The organism is Pseudomonas sp. MYb118, assembly GCF_040947875.1.
Lineage (GTDB): Bacteria > Pseudomonadota > Gammaproteobacteria > Pseudomonadales > Pseudomonadaceae > Aquipseudomonas.
The window spans coordinates 734,245-751,621 of sequence record NZ_JBFRXN010000002.1 but is presented as its reverse complement, the minus strand read 5'-3'; the positions used below and the strand labels follow the sequence as shown (position 1 = coordinate 751,621).

Annotated in this window: 14 protein-coding genes; 7 read left to right on the top strand and 7 right to left on the bottom strand. The window is 63.8% G+C overall.

All coding sequences use genetic code 11. The features are described 5' to 3' along the window. Window positions 1-27: 27 nt before the first annotated feature. Genes ABVN20_RS09215 through ABVN20_RS09200 form a run of 4 tightly spaced genes read right to left on the bottom strand, consistent with a single transcriptional unit; the run spans window position 28 to window position 3,951 of the window. A complete protein-coding gene (locus ABVN20_RS09215) occupies window positions 28-1,062 on the bottom strand; it encodes an extracellular solute-binding protein (protein ID WP_368555343.1) in 1,035 nt (344 codons plus the stop codon). Between the two features lie 28 nt (window positions 1,063-1,090). Beyond that, entirely contained in the window at window positions 1,091-1,900 is an 810-nt protein-coding gene (locus tag ABVN20_RS09210) for an ABC transporter permease (protein WP_368555342.1), read from the bottom strand. Further along, the gene (locus ABVN20_RS09205; protein WP_368555341.1) at window positions 1,897-2,817 is read right to left on the bottom strand and encodes an ABC transporter permease; all 921 of its coding nucleotides are present in this window, start codon (window positions 2,815-2,817) and stop codon (window positions 1,897-1,899) included. The genes ABVN20_RS09210 and ABVN20_RS09205 overlap by 4 nt, the downstream gene beginning before the upstream one ends. 15 nt (window positions 2,818-2,832) lie before the next feature. Beyond that, entirely contained in the window at window positions 2,833-3,951 is a 1,119-nt protein-coding gene (locus tag ABVN20_RS09200) for an ABC transporter ATP-binding protein (protein ID WP_368555340.1), read from the bottom strand. Window positions 3,952-4,176: 225 nt separating this feature from the next. On the opposite strand from ABVN20_RS09200, the gene ABVN20_RS09195 reads away from it, so the two are divergent. Further along, window positions 4,177-5,082, top strand: a complete 906-nt coding sequence (locus ABVN20_RS09195) for a LysR substrate-binding domain-containing protein (RefSeq protein WP_368555339.1) — start codon at window positions 4,177-4,179, stop codon at window positions 5,080-5,082. 7 nt (window positions 5,083-5,089) lie between these two features. Here ABVN20_RS09195 and ABVN20_RS09190 read toward each other — a convergent pair whose 3' ends face one another. Beyond that, window positions 5,090-7,147, bottom strand: coding sequence for a methyl-accepting chemotaxis protein (locus ABVN20_RS09190; RefSeq protein ID WP_368555338.1), 2,058 nt, complete (start codon window positions 7,145-7,147; stop codon window positions 5,090-5,092). A 416-nt stretch (window positions 7,148-7,563) separates the two neighbouring features. Between ABVN20_RS09190 and ABVN20_RS09185 the strand changes: the two genes are divergently transcribed. Then, window positions 7,564-8,781, top strand: coding sequence for an MFS transporter (locus ABVN20_RS09185; protein ID WP_368555337.1), 1,218 nt, complete (start codon window positions 7,564-7,566; stop codon window positions 8,779-8,781). A 177-nt stretch (window positions 8,782-8,958) separates the two neighbouring features. Here the strand turns inward: ABVN20_RS09185 and ABVN20_RS09180 are convergent, their stop codons facing one another. Together ABVN20_RS09180 and ABVN20_RS09175 are read right to left on the bottom strand one after the other, a co-directional pair. Next, on the bottom strand, window positions 8,959-10,344 hold the full coding sequence (locus ABVN20_RS09180) for an ATP-binding protein (RefSeq protein WP_368555336.1): 1,386 nt from the start codon (window positions 10,342-10,344) through the stop codon (window positions 8,959-8,961). Beyond that, window positions 10,341-11,051, bottom strand: a complete 711-nt coding sequence (locus ABVN20_RS09175) for a response regulator (protein ID WP_368555335.1) — start codon at window positions 11,049-11,051, stop codon at window positions 10,341-10,343. Before ABVN20_RS09175 ends, ABVN20_RS09180 begins: the two co-directional genes overlap by 4 nt. 227 nt (window positions 11,052-11,278) lie before the next feature. Here ABVN20_RS09175 and ABVN20_RS09170 point away from each other — a divergent pair, with 227 nt between their 5' ends. The 5 genes from ABVN20_RS09170 (at window position 11,279) to ABVN20_RS09150 (ending at window position 17,332) form a co-directional block, all read left to right on the top strand. After that, window positions 11,279-13,666 carry a TonB-dependent receptor gene (locus tag ABVN20_RS09170; RefSeq protein WP_368555334.1) on the top strand — a complete coding sequence of 796 codons (2,388 nt, stop codon included), beginning with the start codon at window positions 11,279-11,281 and terminating at the stop codon, window positions 13,664-13,666. Window positions 13,667-13,684: 18 nt separating this feature from the next. After that, complete coding sequence (locus tag ABVN20_RS09165; protein ID WP_368555333.1) at window positions 13,685-14,365, top strand: Fe2+-dependent dioxygenase; 681 nt, start codon at window positions 13,685-13,687, stop codon at window positions 14,363-14,365. Window positions 14,366-14,430: 65 nt separating this feature from the next. After that, window positions 14,431-15,507 (top strand): ABC transporter substrate-binding protein, encoded by a 1,077-nt coding sequence (locus ABVN20_RS09160; protein WP_368557686.1) that lies wholly within the window; start codon window positions 14,431-14,433, stop codon window positions 15,505-15,507. Next, on the top strand, window positions 15,504-16,565 hold the full coding sequence (locus ABVN20_RS09155) for a FecCD family ABC transporter permease (protein WP_368555332.1): 1,062 nt from the start codon (window positions 15,504-15,506) through the stop codon (window positions 16,563-16,565). The genes ABVN20_RS09160 and ABVN20_RS09155 overlap by 4 nt, the downstream gene beginning before the upstream one ends. Then, the gene (locus tag ABVN20_RS09150) at window positions 16,562-17,332 is read left to right on the top strand and encodes an ABC transporter ATP-binding protein (protein WP_368555331.1); all 771 of its coding nucleotides are present in this window, start codon (window positions 16,562-16,564) and stop codon (window positions 17,330-17,332) included. The genes ABVN20_RS09155 and ABVN20_RS09150 overlap by 4 nt, the downstream gene beginning before the upstream one ends. The last annotated feature ends 45 nt before the right edge of the window (window positions 17,333-17,377 follow it).

Genomic DNA, 17,377 nt, shown 5'->3' with positions numbered 1-17,377 from the left:
CCCCGCCACGGGACGGGGCGGTAGAGATCAACGCATCAGACTGGTCCAGAGACGGTCGGCCAGACGGATCGCGCCTTCGCCACAGGTCTTGCTGAACACCACCGGAGTGCCTTCTGGAATGTGCAGCTCCGGGGCCTCCTTGAGGCTGGCGTCGAGGAACGGTTCGACGCCCTTGATCGGGCTCTGGTGCTTGAGGAAGTTCTGGGTCATCGCGGCGTTTTCAGGCTGGCTGAGGAAGGCGATGAAGGCCTTGGCGTTCGCCGGGTTCTTGCTGCCGGTCGGGATCACCATGTTGTCGACCCAGGCCAGTACGCCTTCTTTCGGGTACAGGTATTTCAGGCTCGGTTTCATCTCGCGGGCACGCATCGACGAGCCACCCCAGAAGGTCGACATGTCGATTTCACCGGAAGCGAGGTTCTCACGTATCGAGCCGGCCTTGGAGCTGTAGGTCTTGACGTATGGCTTCTGCGCCTTGAGCAGGGTCAGCACCTGTTGCATCTGCTTGGGGTCTTCGCTGCACAGCGGGATATTCAGGTACAGGCTGGCCATGTCGATCACGTCGCTGACCGAGTCGAACATGTTGATCCGCCCCTGCAACTCGGCCGGCGGTTCATACAGCACCTTGTAGCTGTCGGTCGGGCCCTTGTAGCGCTCGGTGTTGAGCACCACGCTGGTGGTGCCCCAGATGAAGGGTACGGAGTAGCCGCCCTCCGGGTCCCAGGTCGGTTTCTTCAAGTTGTCGGCGATCCCGGCGTAGTAGGGCTCCTTGATCGGGTCGAAGCGCTCCAGCAGGTTTTCCTTGATCAGGATCGGAATGAACTGGTGCGACGGGATCGCCACGTCGTAACCGGCGCCGCCCTGTTTGAGCTTGGCCAGCAGGGTTTCGTTGGAATCGTAGGAGTCCACGGTGACTTCGATGCCGGTCTGCTTCTGGAACTTGGCGAGAATCTGCGGCGAAAAGTAGCCGCTCCAACTGACCACGTTGAGCTTTTCGGCGGCCTGGACGCTGCCGGCCAGGGTGAGTAACAACGAGGTTCCGATGCCTGCAATCAACTTGCTCATGCTATTTCCCCACGGTACTTGAAAAGGTTCAGTTGTGTTTTTTGCCCAGCAGATACGAGAGGCTGACGAACAGCACCGAGACGCCCAGAATCAGGGTCGACACGGCGTTGACGTCGGGTGTCACGCCCATGCGCAACAGGCCGAAAATGAAGATCGGCAAGGTTGTGGTGCCGGCCTGGGAGACCATCATCGAGATCACGAAGTTATCCAGCGAGACGATGAAGGCCAGCATCAGCCCGGAGAAAATCCCTGGCATCAGCAGCGGCAGGGTGACCTTGCGAAAGGTCCGCCATGGCCCGGCGTAGAGGTCGGAGGCAGCCTGTTCGAGCGACAGGTCCATGTCGTTGAGCCGGGCGCGAATCGGCAGGTAGGCGAACGGAATGCAGAACACCGTGTGGGCGATAATCAGGTTGCCGTAGCCCAGGGACAGACCCAGGGTGGAGAACAGCGCCAGGGTGGCGACGCCCACGACGATCTCTGGCAACACCAGCGGCAGCATGATCGCGCCCATCGACAATTGCAGGCCCTTGAACTTGGCCCCTCGCGATGTGCCAAGGGCGGCGAGGGTGGCAATGGCCGTGGCGATCATGCTCGCGCACACGGCGATCAGCAGGCTGTTGCCGGCGGCCTGGCGCAAGGCCTGGTTGGCGAACGCGGCGCGGTACCAGTCCAGGCTGAAGCCGGTCCACACGGTGGCGGACTGGTTGGCGTTGAACGAGAACACCACCAGCACCACGATCGGCGAATAGAGGTACAGATAGAACAGGAAACTGAAGCCGCCGAAGCCGGGAAAGTCCTGCACACCCAGGCCGCTACGTTTGAACAGACGCATCATCATGCACCTCCCTTGGCGATGCGCTGGCGTTCGGCCCGCAGGGCATACACGGTCAGCACCAGCATCACGGCCGCCATCAACACCAGCGACAAGGCCGCGCCGAACGGCCAGTTACGCGCATCGCTGAACTGCCGGAAAATCAGGTTGCCGAGCATCATGCGCGTACCGCCGCCGAGCAGTTCCGGCGCGATCATCGCCCCCAGGCACGGCACGAACGTGAGGATCGCACCGGCCAGAATTCCCGGCTTGGCAATCGGCAGCACCACTTTGCGCAGGGTGCGCAGGCGCCCGGCGTAGAGGTCCTGGGCCGCTTCGAGCAGGCGGGTGTCCATCTTTTCCAGGGTCGCGTAGATCGGCAGCACAACGAATGGCGCGTAGGTGTAGACCAGGCCCAGCAGCACCGCGCCGTCGGTGTAGAGCAGTTGCAGCGGCTGGTCGATCAGCCCCAGGCCCATCAGGCTGTTGTTGATCACGCCGCTGTTACGCAGCAGCAAAATCCAGGCGTAGGTGCGGATCAGCAGGTTGGCCCAGAACGGCACGGTGATCAGGAAGATCAGCAAGCCGCGTCGATGGGCCGGCTGCATCGCCAGCCACACCGCCACCGGAAACCCGATCAGCAGGGTGATGACGGTGGTCATGGCGGCGATGCCGATGGAGCGCAGGGCAATCAGCAGATAGGAGTCGGCGAAGGCCAGGCTGTCATCCAGCTGGCGTTCGAACAGCAACGAGGTGTAGGCGTCGCTGCTGAACACCCGGTTGACCCCGCCGTAGGGGTTGGCCTCCATCAGCGAGTAGCCGATGACGATCAGGATTGGCACGAGCAAAAACAGGCCGATGGCGATCAGCGCCGGGCTGACCCCAAGGAAGTTCTGGAAGGCCCGACGGCGCTCCAGGGTGTTGGCAATCGGTAAGGCGTGCATGGTCAATCCTCGGGCTCAATCGTGCAGGACGCTGGCGCTGCCGCTGTCGAACAACAGGCCGGCCTGGGTACCCACGGCAAAGCGCAGGCTGCGGTCGACGCAGTTGGGGGTGCGCACGGTGAGCCGCGAGCCATCGTTGAGGCTGACCTGGTATTGCAGGTCGGTGCCGAGGTAGATCTGCGCTTCGACCTGACAGGGCAGTGCGCCCGGCGTGCCGACGGGCACCAGGTGCAGGCGCTCGGGGCGTACCGACAAGGCGACGTTGCTGCCGACTGAAACATCGCTGCACGGTTGTGCCGGCAGCGGATGCCCGGCGGGACCTGCGAACCAGGCCTGCCCGTTTTCAACGCGGGTGACCGTGCCTTCGATGAAGTTGGTTTCGCCGATGAAGTCCGCGACGAAGCGATTGCGCGGGCGTTCGTAAATGTCCTCCGGGCGCCCGACCTGCTGCACTTCGCCTTCGGACAGCACGGCGATGCGGTCGGACATGGTCAGCGCTTCTTCCTGGTCATGGGTGACGAAGATGAAGGTGATGCCGGTCTTGGCCTGGATGGTCTTGAGTTCTTCGCGCATGGCCTGGCGCAGCTTCAGGTCCAGGGCCGACAGTGGCTCGTCGAGCAGCAACACCTTGGGGTGCGGCGCCAGGGCCCGGCCCAGGGCGACGCGTTGTTGCTGGCCGCCGGACAGTTGCGCCGGCTTGCGATTGGCGAAGCGTTCCATCTGCACCAGGGCGAGCATCTCGCGCACCCGCTCGGCGATCTGCGCCTTGTTCATGACCTTGCCCATCGGGTGCGATTCCAGGCCAAAGGCCAGGTTTTCGGCGATGGTCATGTGCGGGAACAGGGCGTAGTGCTGGAACACCGTGTTGACCGGGCGCTCGAATGGCGGGCGGTCGGCGATGTTTTCGCCGTAGAGCAGGATCTCGCCCTGGGTCGGAAATTCGAACCCGGCGATCATCCGCAGCAGGGTGGTCTTGCCGCAGCCGGAAGGGCCCAGGAGGGTGAAGAATTCGTTGTCGTGGATGTCCAGGTCGATGCTTTTCAGCGCCACCGGACCGGTCTGTGGATCACCGTAGACTTTGCGTACCGAGCGGATCGACACCGCCAGCGTTTGCAGCGAATGCAGGGCATTCATGCGTTTCCTCCGATTCCCCCATCGCCTGTGAAACGCCAATACCGGCGTTGCCATCGGGCCATGGATATTATTTTTTTGGGCAGGATCGAGATGAGTACAGGTGTAGCCAGCCAGCTGTTTTTTGTTGTGCTGTGTCTGGATTATCAGTGAGGGGTTGCGGGGGCGAAACTTCAATTTTAACATACGAGCTGTTAAATAATTTAATGGCCAGGGGTGTGCGCGACCATGTCGGATCACCGTTTGCCGCCGTTGAATGCCGTGCGAGCCTTTGATGCGGCCGCGCGTTTGGGGAGCTACGTCGAGGCGTCCAAGGCGCTGCACGTGACCCAGCCGGCCATTGGTCGCCACGTGAAATTGCTGGAGGACTGGCTGGGTGTGCAACTGTTCGAGCGCACTTCCCGTGGCGTGACCCTGACCCTGGCGGGCGAGAAGTACCACCGCAAGATCGCCGCCGCCCTGCAACTGATGATCGAGGCGGGGAAGGAGGTTCGCCCCCGGGAAGCCGAGCGCTGGTTGCGCATCATGGTGGTGCCGGGCTTCGCCAAGCGCTGGCTGATGCCGCGCATCGAGGCCATGCGCCATTTGCGCCCCGGCCTCAAGTTCGCCATCGAACCCAACTCGACCTTCACCGATGTCGATGGCAAGAGCGCCGACCTGGGCATCGTCTACGGCCTGGACGGGCAGTACGCCCATTCGCGCGTGAGCCTGATCTGCCCACGGGTGTTCCCGATCTGCACCCCGGGTTACCTGGCGAGCATCGAGCCCATCGACGCCGTGGCCGACCTGATGCAACACAACCTGATCCACGTCGACGACGGCGAATGGTGGAACCTGTGGTTCGCCGCCCACGACCTGGATGCGCACCTGAGTTCGGACATGCTCTACGTCAACAATGACCACGCGTTGTCGGTGGCCGAGAGCGGGCAGGGCATCGCCCTGGCCAACGAGGTGCTGGTGCGCGAAGAGCTGCGCAGTGGTGCGCTGGTGCGAGTGCTGCCGGCGCAGGTCAAGCTGGAAAGCTATCGCGTGCTGACGCCATCCGCCGAACTGTCGGCGGATGTGGCGTGGTTCATCCAGTGGCTGAAGACCGAATTGGAGCAGGACTTCCCGCAAGCGGTCATCAGCGCCTGAGATCGCCTCAGCTCAAGCGGAAGCGCCCGGTGTTGTCGCTGAGCACCTTGCTGCCGTGGCTCAGGGTGTCCGCCGCCAGGTTCACTGCCCGCGCGCCTTCGAGCAAGCGTACCGCCGCCTGATCGACCTGTTGGATATTGCCGCTGACCTCGTCGGCGGTGCTGGCCTGTTCGTCCACCGCCGTGGCGATCTGCGCCAGGGTGTCGGTGACGCTCTGCACCGCATTGGCAATTTCCCCCAGGCGTTCGCCCAGGCCGGTGACCGCTTGCGCATCGGATTGCGCCTGGCCGCAGGCTGCTTCCATCAGGCTCACGGCTTCGTTCACCGTGTTACGCAGGCTGTCGACGGTGCCGGCGATTTGCGCGGTGGATGACTGGGTACGTTGCGACAGGCTGCGCACTTCGTCGGCGACCACCGCGAACCCACGGCCCTGTTCCCCGGCCCGCGCCGCCTCGATGGCGGCGTTGAGCGCGAGCAGGTTGGTCTGCTCGGCGACCCCGCGAATGGTATCGACCACCAGCTGGATCTGCTGGCCCTGTTCACTGACGCGCCCGAGTGCCGCCGCCGTGTCGTTCAGGCGCTGGTTGAGTTGCTGGATGCTCGCGGTGGTGCGTTGGCTGTCGCGGCTGCTGTCGGCAGCGATGCGCCGGGTGTGCTGGGCGCTGCCGGAGGCCTGCTCGCAACTGGCCGCCACGCCCTGGGAGGTGGCGGCCAGTTGCGTAGCGGCGGCGGCAATCTGGCTGATCTGCAATTGCTGCGCTTCGACTTCGCTCAGCGCACCGCTGGAGTGCTGATTGAGCGTACGTACGGCATTACTCAGCTGCAGGGTTTCGTGATCCACCCCCAGCAGGCTGTTGCGCAACTGCACCACGGCGACGTTGAGTGCGGTGCTGATTGCCGCCAGCTCATCGCGACCGGTCACCGCCACTTGCAGGCTCAGGTTACCGTCACGCAGGGCTTCGGCCAGCAGGGTGATGCCGCTGGCACTGCGGCGAATCGAAGCCTGCAGGCAGATGAACAGGTACAGCGCCGCCAGCAGCAGGCAGCCGAAGATGGCCGCCACCACGATGAACTGGCGGATGGCCGAGCTGTAGTAGTAATCCAGACGCTGATCCAGCGACACCAGCGATTGCTGGCGCAAGGTCGCGAGATCGCCGAGCAGGGCGTCCAGGCCACGCTCGAACTCCTCGGGCTTGAGCTGGATGCTGCCGCCAAACACGCCGTCGTCGAGGACTTTGAGCTCGGCATCGAGGTTTTTCAGGCTTTCATGGTACTGCCCGGCCCAGGTTTGCAGGGCGCTGGGCAGACGGGCTTCCAGCAGGCTGGCAGTTTTGACCAGTTGCTCGCGGGCGTCGCCGATGCGGCTGCGCAGGTCGCGCAATTGCAGGCGGCTTTGCAGGGTGAACTGTCCGGACACCACCGACGCCTGGCCGACACTGGCCAGGCGGCCAACGCGCTCGATCAGGTCCGGTGCATGCTGGGTCGAGATCTGCGTCAGCAAATAGGTTTCCAACCACGGCGCCAGGGTCAGGCGGTTGTCCATGGCGATCTGCTCGCGCAACGCTTGCAAGGCACTCAAGGCATTGGTGAAGCGCTCGTAGCCGTCCGGCCACCAGCCCACGCTGCTCAGGCTTTTCGAGTCCAGGCCGTTGAGCGCGGTTTGCAGGGCTTGATAGCGCGCCAGGGTTTCACCTTCGGCGCCTTCGGTTTGCAGGGTATTGGCCAGGTCCGTGGTGGCCTGGACGACCGCCGGCTGCACCGCGTCGAATGCCGACACGGCCGCGAGGGTGGCGGGCGTCGGCTGGCGATTGGTCTCGGTGGCGCGCCAGCGGGCGGCGCGGTCACGTTGGGCAGACAGCAGGTTATCCAACGTATCGAGGGCCAGCAGTTGCCGCACGCCGGCCCGTTCGCCGGAGATCAGACTCAACTTGGCCCGGTAGTCCTGGCCAATCATCAGCAGGCTGCCCGCCAGCGGCAGGATAAACAGCAGGAACAACAACTGAAACTTGCGGGCAAAGCCAAAACGGCCCAACAACGAGATACCCGGAGATAAAAAAGCCTGCATGCCCCACGACTCCTGTGGGCACCACGCACCAATGGCGTGCGTCGAAGTCGTTGCGACCGCGACTCGTGCCCCTTTTAAAGGCCTCGAAAGTTCACCCTGGTCAGCTCTGTAGGCCGATTCTGTAGCGAAACTTCCCATTCTCGGCGCCCTTTGTAAGGCCACCGCGTTGAAGCCAATAACAAGGCAAGATTCAGACCATGGCGATGGGCTATTACCCTGTGGGAGCGGGCTTGCTCGCGATTGCGGTGTGTCATACGCAAATGAATGGCCTGACACGCCGCCATCGCGAGCAAGCTCGCTCCTACAGGTCAACATGTTCCGTTCGTTAGCTGCCTAAGGGGATGGCGCATCTGCACCGAAAAATGGCACATTGACGCACCTGCCTGTGTGCACCCATCTGTTGTACGGAAATTCCCATGGCTATCAGCAATGCCCAGACCGGCACGACGCCGGCGTCCGCGACCCCACAAAGCAGTCCCCTGGTCATGTCCATCATCGGCGCCGTGGCGCTGGCGCATTTGATCAACGACCTGATCCAGTCGGTCCTGCCGTCGATCTACCCGATGCTCAAGGACAATTACGGCCTGACCTTCACCCAGGTTGGCCTGATTACCCTGACCTTCCAGTTGACCGCCTCGCTGTTGCAGCCATGGGTCGGCTACCACACCGATCGCCACCCCAAGCCCTGGCTGTTGCCGGCCGGCACGGTGTGCACGCTGATCGGCATCCTGATGATGTCGGTGGTCGGCAGCTTCCCGCTGATCCTGCTGGCGGCCGGGTTGATCGGTATCGGTTCGTCGACCTTCCACCCGGAAGCCTCGCGCATCGCACGCCTCGCTTCGGGCGGGCGCTTTGGTCTGGCGCAGTCGACCTTCCAGGTCGGCGGTAACGCAGGTTCGGCGTTCGGCCCGTTGCTGGCGGCGGCGATCATCATTCCGTTCGGCCAGGGCCATGTGGCGTGGTTCGGCCTGTTCGCAGTGTTTGCCCTGTTCGTGCTGTACCGCATCAGCCGCTGGTACGCCAACCACCTGAACCTGTTCAAGCTCAAGCAAGGCCACGCGGCCACCCACGGTCTGTCCAAGGGGCGGGTCATCAGTGCCCTGGTAGTGCTGGGCCTGCTGGTGTTCTCCAAGTACTTCTACATGGCCAGCCTCACCAGCTATTTCACCTTCTACCTGATCGAGAAGTTCGACCTGTCGGTGGCCAGCTCGCAACTGCACCTGTTCCTGTTCCTCGGCGCGGTGGCGGCGGGCACCTTCTTCGGCGGGCCGATCGGCGACAAGATCGGCCGCAAGGCGGTGATCTGGTTCTCGATCCTCGGCGTGGCACCGTTCACCCTGATCATGCCGCACGTCGACCTGTTCTGGACCAGCGTGCTCAGCGTGGTGATCGGCTTCATCCTCGCCTCGGCATTCTCGGCCATCGTGGTGTACGCGCAGGAGCTGGTGCCGGGTAACGTCGGCATGATCGCCGGGGTGTTCTTCGGCCTGATGTTCGGCTTCGGCGGGATCGGCGCGGCCTTGCTGGGGCACCTGGCGGACATCCACGGCATCGAGTACGTGTACTACCTGTGCTCGTTCCTGCCGTTGTTCGGGGTGCTGGCGATTTTCCTGCCGAGGACCAAGAAGGTCTGATAGGCCCTGCCTGTGAAAAATCCCCGTGGGAACAGGACCTGTGGGAGCGAGCCTGCTCGCGATTGAGGTGTGTCATTCAGCAATGCAGTACCTGACACACCGCCATCGCGAGCAGGCTCGCTCCCACAGGAATTGCTCCCACAGGGATTGCTTCCACAATTTCAGATAGTGCTCAGTTCAACCATCCGCCTTGAGCCTGATCGTCGCATCCAGCCCACCCTGCTCGCGGTTGTACAGCGACAGGTGACCGCCATGGGCCCTGGCGATGGTTTGCGCGATGCTCAGGCCCAGGCCGTAGCCGCCGGTGTCGCTGTTGCGTGAGTTTTCCAGGCGGTAAAACGGTTCCATGACCTGCAGCAACTTGGCCACCGGAATTCCCGGGCCGCTGTCGCGCACGGTGATCAGCAGCCAGCCCGGCTGCTCCTCGATGATCAGTTCGACATCGCGAGCGTAGCGCAGGGCATTTTCCACCAGGTTTTCCACGCAGCGCTTGAGGCTGCGGGCGTAGCCGGAGATCGGGCGCGAGGCCTGCCCCGTCACGCTGATGACCTGGCCGACATCCTGCTGATCGACCTGCACGCTCTGCAGCAGCGCATTGATGTCGATGCTGCGCCGCTCTTCATGAATCTCACCACTGCTGACGAACTCCAGCGTGGCCGAGACCATCGACTCCATGTCTTCCAGGTCCTTGCGAATACGTTGCTTGACGCGGTCATCGGCGAGCATTTCGATGCGCAGCCGCAGACGCGTGATAGGGGAGCGCAGGTCATGGGAAACGGCGGCGAGAAAGCGCGTGCGCTCGCCAATGTTGGTCAGCAGTTGCTGCTGCATGCGGTTGAACGCTTCGGCTGCGCGCCGCACTTCCCGTGGGCCCTTGAGTGACAGCGGTGGGCGTTGGATGTCGTGCCCCAGGGCCTGGGCGGCGAGCGCCAGTTCCTTCAAGGGGCGGATCGCCAGGCGCACGGCGAGCAGGACGATAATCACCACCAGGATGATGCGCACCAGGTAGATGCGCAGGAAGTAATCGAGCACCACATCCTTGGGCGCCAGGCTGGTCCAGCCCTGGTCTTCGCAGGCTTTGACATGCAGCCAGCGGCCATCGGGCAGGCGCAGCTCCAGGGTGAACTCGCCCACGGCGGGGCTGGAGCCGAACAGCGTGCCGATCCCGGCTTTTTTCCCCTGGTCATCGCGTAGGGCCAGGTTGAGCAGGTTCAGCTCGACCTGGCGGTTGGTCTTCTTGTCGATGACATCGCGCAGCAGGTGTTCGGTGGCGGCATCCTGGCGATTGAGCGGCGGGCGTTCAGGCGCCGGCTCCTGCTCGATGCTCAGGAGAAAGTCCGCGGTGTTCAGGCCCTGGATCAATTGCGCCGCGCCTTGCGGGTCGCTGGCGCTGATGCGCACGATGTCGGCCAGGCGACTGGCGATCAGACGGGTGGGAATCTCCAGCACCTGGCTGTGGCGCACGTCATACCAGATGCTGCTGGTCAGTACCTGGGCCGCGAGCATGCCGGTCACCAGGATGAGCACCAGCCGTCCGTACAGGGTGCGTGGCAGCAGGTTCATGACTCGCTCGCCACGGTCGCGCAGGTCAGCATGTAACCTTCGTTGCGCACCGTCTTGATCAGGCCGGGGGCGAGCTGCTGGCGCAAGCGGCTGACGCAGACGTCGATCGAGCGGTCGAAGGGCGTGCTGTCTTTTTCGAACACGTGGTTGAGCAAAAAGTCGCGGCTCAAAGGCCGGTTGGGGTGCTGCAACAATAGGCGCAGCAGGCGATAGTCGGAGTTGCCCAGGGAAATCACCACACCTGACGGCGACAGCACCTGCCGCGCACGGGTGTCGAGCTGCCAATCGTCGAAGCGCACGAAGGCCGCCTCGTCGACCCGCGCCCGGGTCGGGAAACTCTGCACCCGGCGCAACACCACCTTGATGCGCACCAGCAGTTCGCGCGGGTCGAACGGCTTGGGCAGGTAATCGTCCGCGCCCATCTCCAGGCCGATGATCCGGTCGATCAGGCTGCCCCGCGCCGTCAGCATGATCACCGGCGTGTTGGACGTCAGGCGCAGCTGGGTGCACAGGCTCAAGCCGTCTTCGCCCGGCATCATCAGGTCGAGCACGATCAGGTCGATGACGTTCAGCTCCAGCCGCCGGCGCATTTCCTTGCCATCGCACGCCGTGGAAACCTGGTAACCGGCGTCGCGCAGGTACTCGGCCAGCAACTGACGGATTTCAGGGTCGTCGTCGACGATGAGCAGATGATCGGGTTTGGACATGGCAGTGAATGACACCTTGGATCGGTTGAGCGAGCGGCGGTGAGGGCACCGTGCGGGTCGCAGATATAGCGAATCGACCAGGGGCTGGCCGGGCGAAATGTAATGGAATGTGTTGAGCGTGCTTATTCGTGCATGACCGATACAAAGTCCGGCAATCGACGAGGGCGGCTCTCATTAGACTTCAAAATCTAAATGCGAGTCATTGTAATTAAGGATTGAAGAGTCAGATGCCATCGTCACCTGTCATGCCGGTCGTTCGCAACACCCCCAATGCCTTGAACCGCACCCTCGCGCCGTTGCTGGGCGTGGTGGCGATGGGCGGTATCAGCCCGATTACCCAGGCGGCCGAGCAGGCAGCGGCGGAGCCGGGCGTGCTGAACCTGCCGGACGTCACCATCCAGAGCACCTACCAATCGCCGTTCAAGGTCGATGAAGTGCAGTCGCGCAAAGTCATGACGCCGCTGCTCGATGCGCCGCAGAGCATCACCATCGTCCCGGAGCAGGTGCTCAAGGAACAGAACGCCCAGAGCCTGCAGGACATCCTGCGCAATGTGCCCGGCATCACCTTCATGTCGGGCGAGGGCAACCTCGGCTGGGGCGACCTGTTTTCCATTCGCGGGTTTTCCTCGGAACAGAGCCTGACAGTGGACGGCGTGCGCGATGCCGGCATGTCCAGCCGCAACGACACCTTCAACCTGCAACAGGCCGAGGTGTTCAAGGGCACGGGCGCCATCGAGTCGGGCATTTCCGCGGTCGGCGGCAGCGTCAACCTGGTCAGCAAGGAAGCGCACCTGGGCGACGCCAACCGCGTCTTGGCGGGCGTCGGCACCGACGGTTATCGGCGCCTCACCGCCGACCTCAACCATGAGCTGAACGACACCAGCGCCCTGCGCATCAACCTGATGAAGCATGAAAACCAGGTGGCCGACCGCGATGTGGTCGACTACGACCGCTGGGGCATTGCCACGTCGCTGGCGCTGGGGCTCTCGACCCCGACCCGCGCCTACCTGAATTTCTTCTACCAGAAGGATGACAACACCCCGGACGGCGGCCTGCCGATCCTGCGTGGCAGCAATGGCAAGCGCATGCCGGGGGTCAAGCGCGACAACTGGTATGGCGACTCCAGCCTCTACACCCAGCAGACCGAAACCACCTCGCTGACCGGGCGCCTGGAACACGACTTCGACAACGGTGCGCAGTTGAGCAACCAGTTGCGCTGGCAGCGCACCGACAACTTCTCGGTGCTCTCGCCCGCGCGGTTCACCGCGGCGAACGCCGATGGTTCGAAAACCTGCACCGGCGCACGCTGCGCGACCCTGGGTTATGTCGGCGTCGGACCGGTGTCGAACATCAATGGGGTGAACAGCTACACCCAGTACAACAACACCGGCAACACTGCCTACGGCATCCTGCGTGGCAGCGACTTCGGCCTGTCCAAGCGCTACACCATCGTCGATAACCAGACCGACCTGAAGTTCGCCTTCGACACCGGCAGCCTCAGCCACAAGGCGGTGGCCGGCCTGGACCTGTACCACGAAACCTACGGCGGCCTTAAACGCAACGCCGAGGTGCCGGCGGCGAACATGCTGTTCGACATGGCCGACCCCCAACATCATTTCGACTCGGTCTACACCACGAAGGGCGTCGGCGAACCGCGTTCGGCCGTGGACAACGCCGGTGCCTATTTCGGCGACACCATCACCCTCAACCAGTGGTGGCAAGTGATGGGTTCGTTGCGCTACGACCGCTGGACCGCCGAGACCACGCAGCGTGGCCAGGCGGACATCAAGGACACCTCGGGGGCCTGGAGCGGGCGCACCGGCATCGTCTTCAAGCCGCAACCCAACGGTACGATCTACGCCTCCTACAGCGAGTCGGCGCAACCTTCGGCGCTCGGCGCCTCGACCAACAACCAGATCTACGGCGCGGCCAGCACCACCAGCTACACACCGGCCAAATCCAAGACCTATGAACTGGGCACCAAGTGGGAGCTGTTCGACAAGGCCGTGAGCGTCACCGGCGCGATCTTCCGTACCGAGCTGGAAAACTCCTGGGAGTACGCCGAAGGCGAAGCCTCTCCGGTGCGGGCGTTGCCGGCCAAACGTGTCGACGGCGTGGAACTGGGCCTGCAAGGCAACCTGACCGATCGCTGGACAGCCTACAGCGGCTTCTCTGCGCTCAAGAGCAAGCAGACCAAAGGCGTCAACAAAGGCGCCGAGGCGAAGAACGTGCCCGACCTGACCGCCAACCTCTGGACCACCTACGCCCTGAGCGACGACCTGAGCCTGAGCTACGGCGCCAACTACGTCGGCCGTCGCCGCTACAGCGACAACGAATACGTCGGTGGCCTGAACAACAACAGCAGCTACGCCAACGGTCCGTCCGGCGTGCTCGCCATCTACACCCGCGACCGCGAAAAAGCCCCGGGCTACTGGGTGCACTACGCCGCCGCGCAGTACCAGTTGAACAAGCAGACCACGCTCAACCTGAACGTCGACAACCTGTTCAACAAGTTCTACTTCAGCCGCGTCGGCGCCTCGCTGGACGGCTTCCAGCTGTATGGCGTGCCGGGGGCCGGGCGGACGCTGACGGCGAGTATCGACTATGACTTCTAAGACGTTTGGCGGTGCCGCATGCTGATCGAGATCGCCAGCCTGTTCACCCCCGATGAAGCGCAAGCCATGCGCCAGGCCTTGCTCGAACGGCCCTGGGTCGACGGCAAGGTCACCGCCGGGCAACGCTCGGTGCGCGAGAAGTACAACCGCCAGCTCGCCGAGGATGACGAGCTGGGCATACGCCTGGGCGAGCGGATTCTTCAGCGTCTGTCCGACAACGCCTTGTTCATGTCGGCGGCGTTGCCCAAGCGCATCTACCCGCCGCTGTTCAACCGTTACGGCGGTGGCGAGGCCTTCGGGTTTCACATCGACAATGCCATTCGCGGCATCAAGGGCGTGCGCGAAAGGGTGCGCACCGATCTGTCCGCCACGTTGTTCCTGGCCGACCCCAACACCTACGACGGCGGCGAACTGGTGATCCGCGACACCTTCGGCGAGCACAGCGTCAAGCTGCCCGCCGGGCACATGGTGCTGTACCCCGGCACCAGTGTGCACAAGGTCAATCCGGTCAACCGTGGCGAGCGCATCGCTGCGTTCTTCTGGATCGAAAGCCTGGTCCGCGAAGACAGCCAGCGCAGCCTGTTGCTGGACATGGACGTGGCGATCCAGCGCCTGAGTGCGCAACAAGCCGATGACGACTCACTGCTGCAATTGAGCGGCGTGTACCACAACCTGCTGCGCCGCTGGAGCGATGTATGAAGCGCGCATTTACCCGGAGAAACCCTGTGTTCAAATCGTTTTCGCAACTCTGCGCCACGGCGGCCCTGTGCCTGGCGGGCACCTTCGGCGCGGTGGCGGGCGCTGCCGCCAAGGATGTCACCGACGTGCTCGGACGCACGGTCCACGTCCCCGATCATGTGCAGCGGGTGGTGCTGGGGGAGGGCCGACTGATGTCGGCGTTCGCCCTGCTGGATCGCGACAAACCCTTCGAGCGCATCGTCGGTTGGCAGAACGACCTGCGCAAGCTCGACCCCAATACCTACAACGCCTACGTGGCGAAGTTTCCCGAGGTCAAGGACATCCCGTTGATCGGCCAGGCCTCGGAACAGAGCGTCAGTGCCGAGCAGATTCTCACCCTCAAGCCTGACCTGGCGGTGTTCAGTATTTCCGGGCACGGGCCGACCGAGCACAGCCCGGTGGCCGATCTGTTGGAGAAAGCCGGAATCGCGGTGTTGTTCGTCGATTTCCGCATCAACCCGGTCAAGGGCACCGAAACCAGCCTGGCCGCACTGGGCCAGGCATTGGGACGCGAAGCCCAGGCCAGCGAGTTCCTCGGTTTCTACCAGGAGCACGTCAAGCGCATCACCGACCGCTTGGGCAAGCTTGAGAACAGCAAGCGCCCGAGCGTTTTCCTCGAATTGCTCGCCGGTGTCTGGGCAACGCCCGGGCACACCACCGGCAAGAGCGGCCTGGGCGAGCTGATCGACATGGTCGGCGGGCGCAACATCGCGGCGAACGTGGTGCCGGGTGCCCTGGGCGACGTCAGCGTGGAGTACGCGCTCAAGTCCGACCCTGACATCTACATCGTCACCGGCAACCAGAAGCCGGGCGTGATGCTGGGCGCCGGCATCGACGAAGCGACCGCGAGCTCGACGCTGAAAACCGTGCTCGCCCGTCCGGAGTTCGCCGACCTGCGCGCGGTTGAGCAGGGCAACGTGCACGGCCTGTGGCATGACTTCTACAACTCGCCCTACAACATCCTCGCCATCGAGCTGCTGGCCAAGTGGATTCATCCCGAACTGTTCGCCGATGTGGACGCGCAGCAGACCTTCGAGGACATCAATCGCCGCTTCCTCGACACGCCGCTGGCGGGCCATTACTGGATCAGTGCACGGCCATGACCGCCACACTCGATCCGGCGCTGATCGGTGTCAGCCAGGGCTATCGCCGCCTGCTGCTCAGGCGTAGTGCCTGGCTGGGCGCGATGGGCCTGGCGCTGATCGTCGCGCTGCTACTCGACCTGTCCACCGGCTCGTCCGGCATGGGCCTGGGCGATCTGCTCCATGGCCTGTTGCACCCGCAGGCGCTGTCGGTGACCGACCGCATCATCATCTGGAACTTGCGCCTGCCGTACGCGCTGATGGCGATTCTGGTCGGGGCGTCGCTGTCGCTGGCTGGCGCGGAAATGCAGGCGATCCTCAACAACGCGCTGGCCAGCCCGTTCACCCTCGGGGTGTCGTCGGCGGCGGCGTTGGGCGCCTCGCTGGTGATCGTGTTTCCGCTGGGCGGTGCGCTGCTCAGCCAGGACAGCGCCGTGGCGTTGTCGGCATTCGTGTTCGCCTGTTGCTCGATGTTCCTGCTGCATGGCCTGTCGCGCCTGCGTGGTGCCGGGGTGGAAACCCTGGTGCTGTTCGGCATCGCTCTGGTGTTCAGTTGCAACGCACTGGTGGCCTTGCTGCAATTGCTGGCCACCGAGGATGTGTTGCAGCAACTGGTGTTCTGGAGCCTGGGCAGCGTGGCGCGGGCCAATTGGGACAAGCTGGGGATCCTTGCGTTGGTGCTGTTTCTCACCGCACCGTTTTCCTTCCAGGCCTCGGCGAAAATGACCCTGCTGCGCATGGGCGAAGATCGCGCCCAGAGCTTCGGCGTGGACGTGCGCCGCCTGCGCTTTTTCTCGTTGCTGCGCATCAGTGTGCTGGCGGCCACGGCCGTGGCGTTCGTCGGCACCATCGGTTTCATCGGCCTGGTCGGGCCGCACATCGCGCGCATCCTGATCGGCGAAGACCAGCGCTTCCTGTTCCCCGCCAGCGCTCTGACCGGCGCGTTGCTGCTGTCGCTGTCGTCGGTGGTGAGCAAGCTGATCATGCCGGGCGTCATCGTGCCGGTGGGCATTGTCACCGCGTTGGTGGGTGTGCCGATTTTCGTGGCGCTGGTGTTCAAGCGCGGGAGGCAGTTATGAGTGCACAGGGCCTGTTGATCGAAGGCATCAACGTCAGTTACGCCCGCCGGCCGGTGGTGCACGACGTGTCGTTGCCAGCCTTGCGGCCCGGCACCCTTACGGCGTTGATCGGCCCCAACGGCGCCGGCAAGTCCAGCCTGCTGCGGGCCCTGGCCGGGCTCGAACGCATGAGCGGCAGCGTGCGGCTCAAGGGGCAGGAGTTGACCGGCACCTCCATCGCCCAGCGCGCGCGAAACATCTGCTACATGCCGCAGAATCTGCCGCCGGGGCTGGCCCTGAGCGTGATCGAAAGCGTGATCGCCTCGGTGCGGGTCGATGGCGGTGGCGATGTACTGTCGCGTTCCTGGGCGGCGTTGCAGCAGATCGGCATCCAGCACCTGGCCGATCAGTGGCTCAATGCCCTGTCGGGCGGGCAACGCCAGTTGGTCAGCCTGGCGCAACTGATTGCCCGGCGCCCCAGCGTCATGCTGCTGGACGAACCCACCAGCGCACTGGACCTGAGCTATCAGTTGCGGGTGATGGAGTGCGTCAAGGTGCTGGTGCGCCAGCACCACCTGATCGCGGTGATCGTGCTGCACGACATCAACCTGGCCGCGCGGTATGCCGACCACATCGCCGTGTTACGCGAGGGCAGGGTGATGGGGTTTGGCGAGCCCGAGCAGGTGCTGTCCGAGCAATTGTTCGCCGACGTCTACGGCGTGCGGGCGAGGATCGAGCGGTGCAGCCGGCAGACGTTGCAGGTACTGGTGGATACGCCGGCGCGGTAGTGATTCAGGGGCAAAGAAAAACCCCCTGGGAGGTTGAGTCCCAGG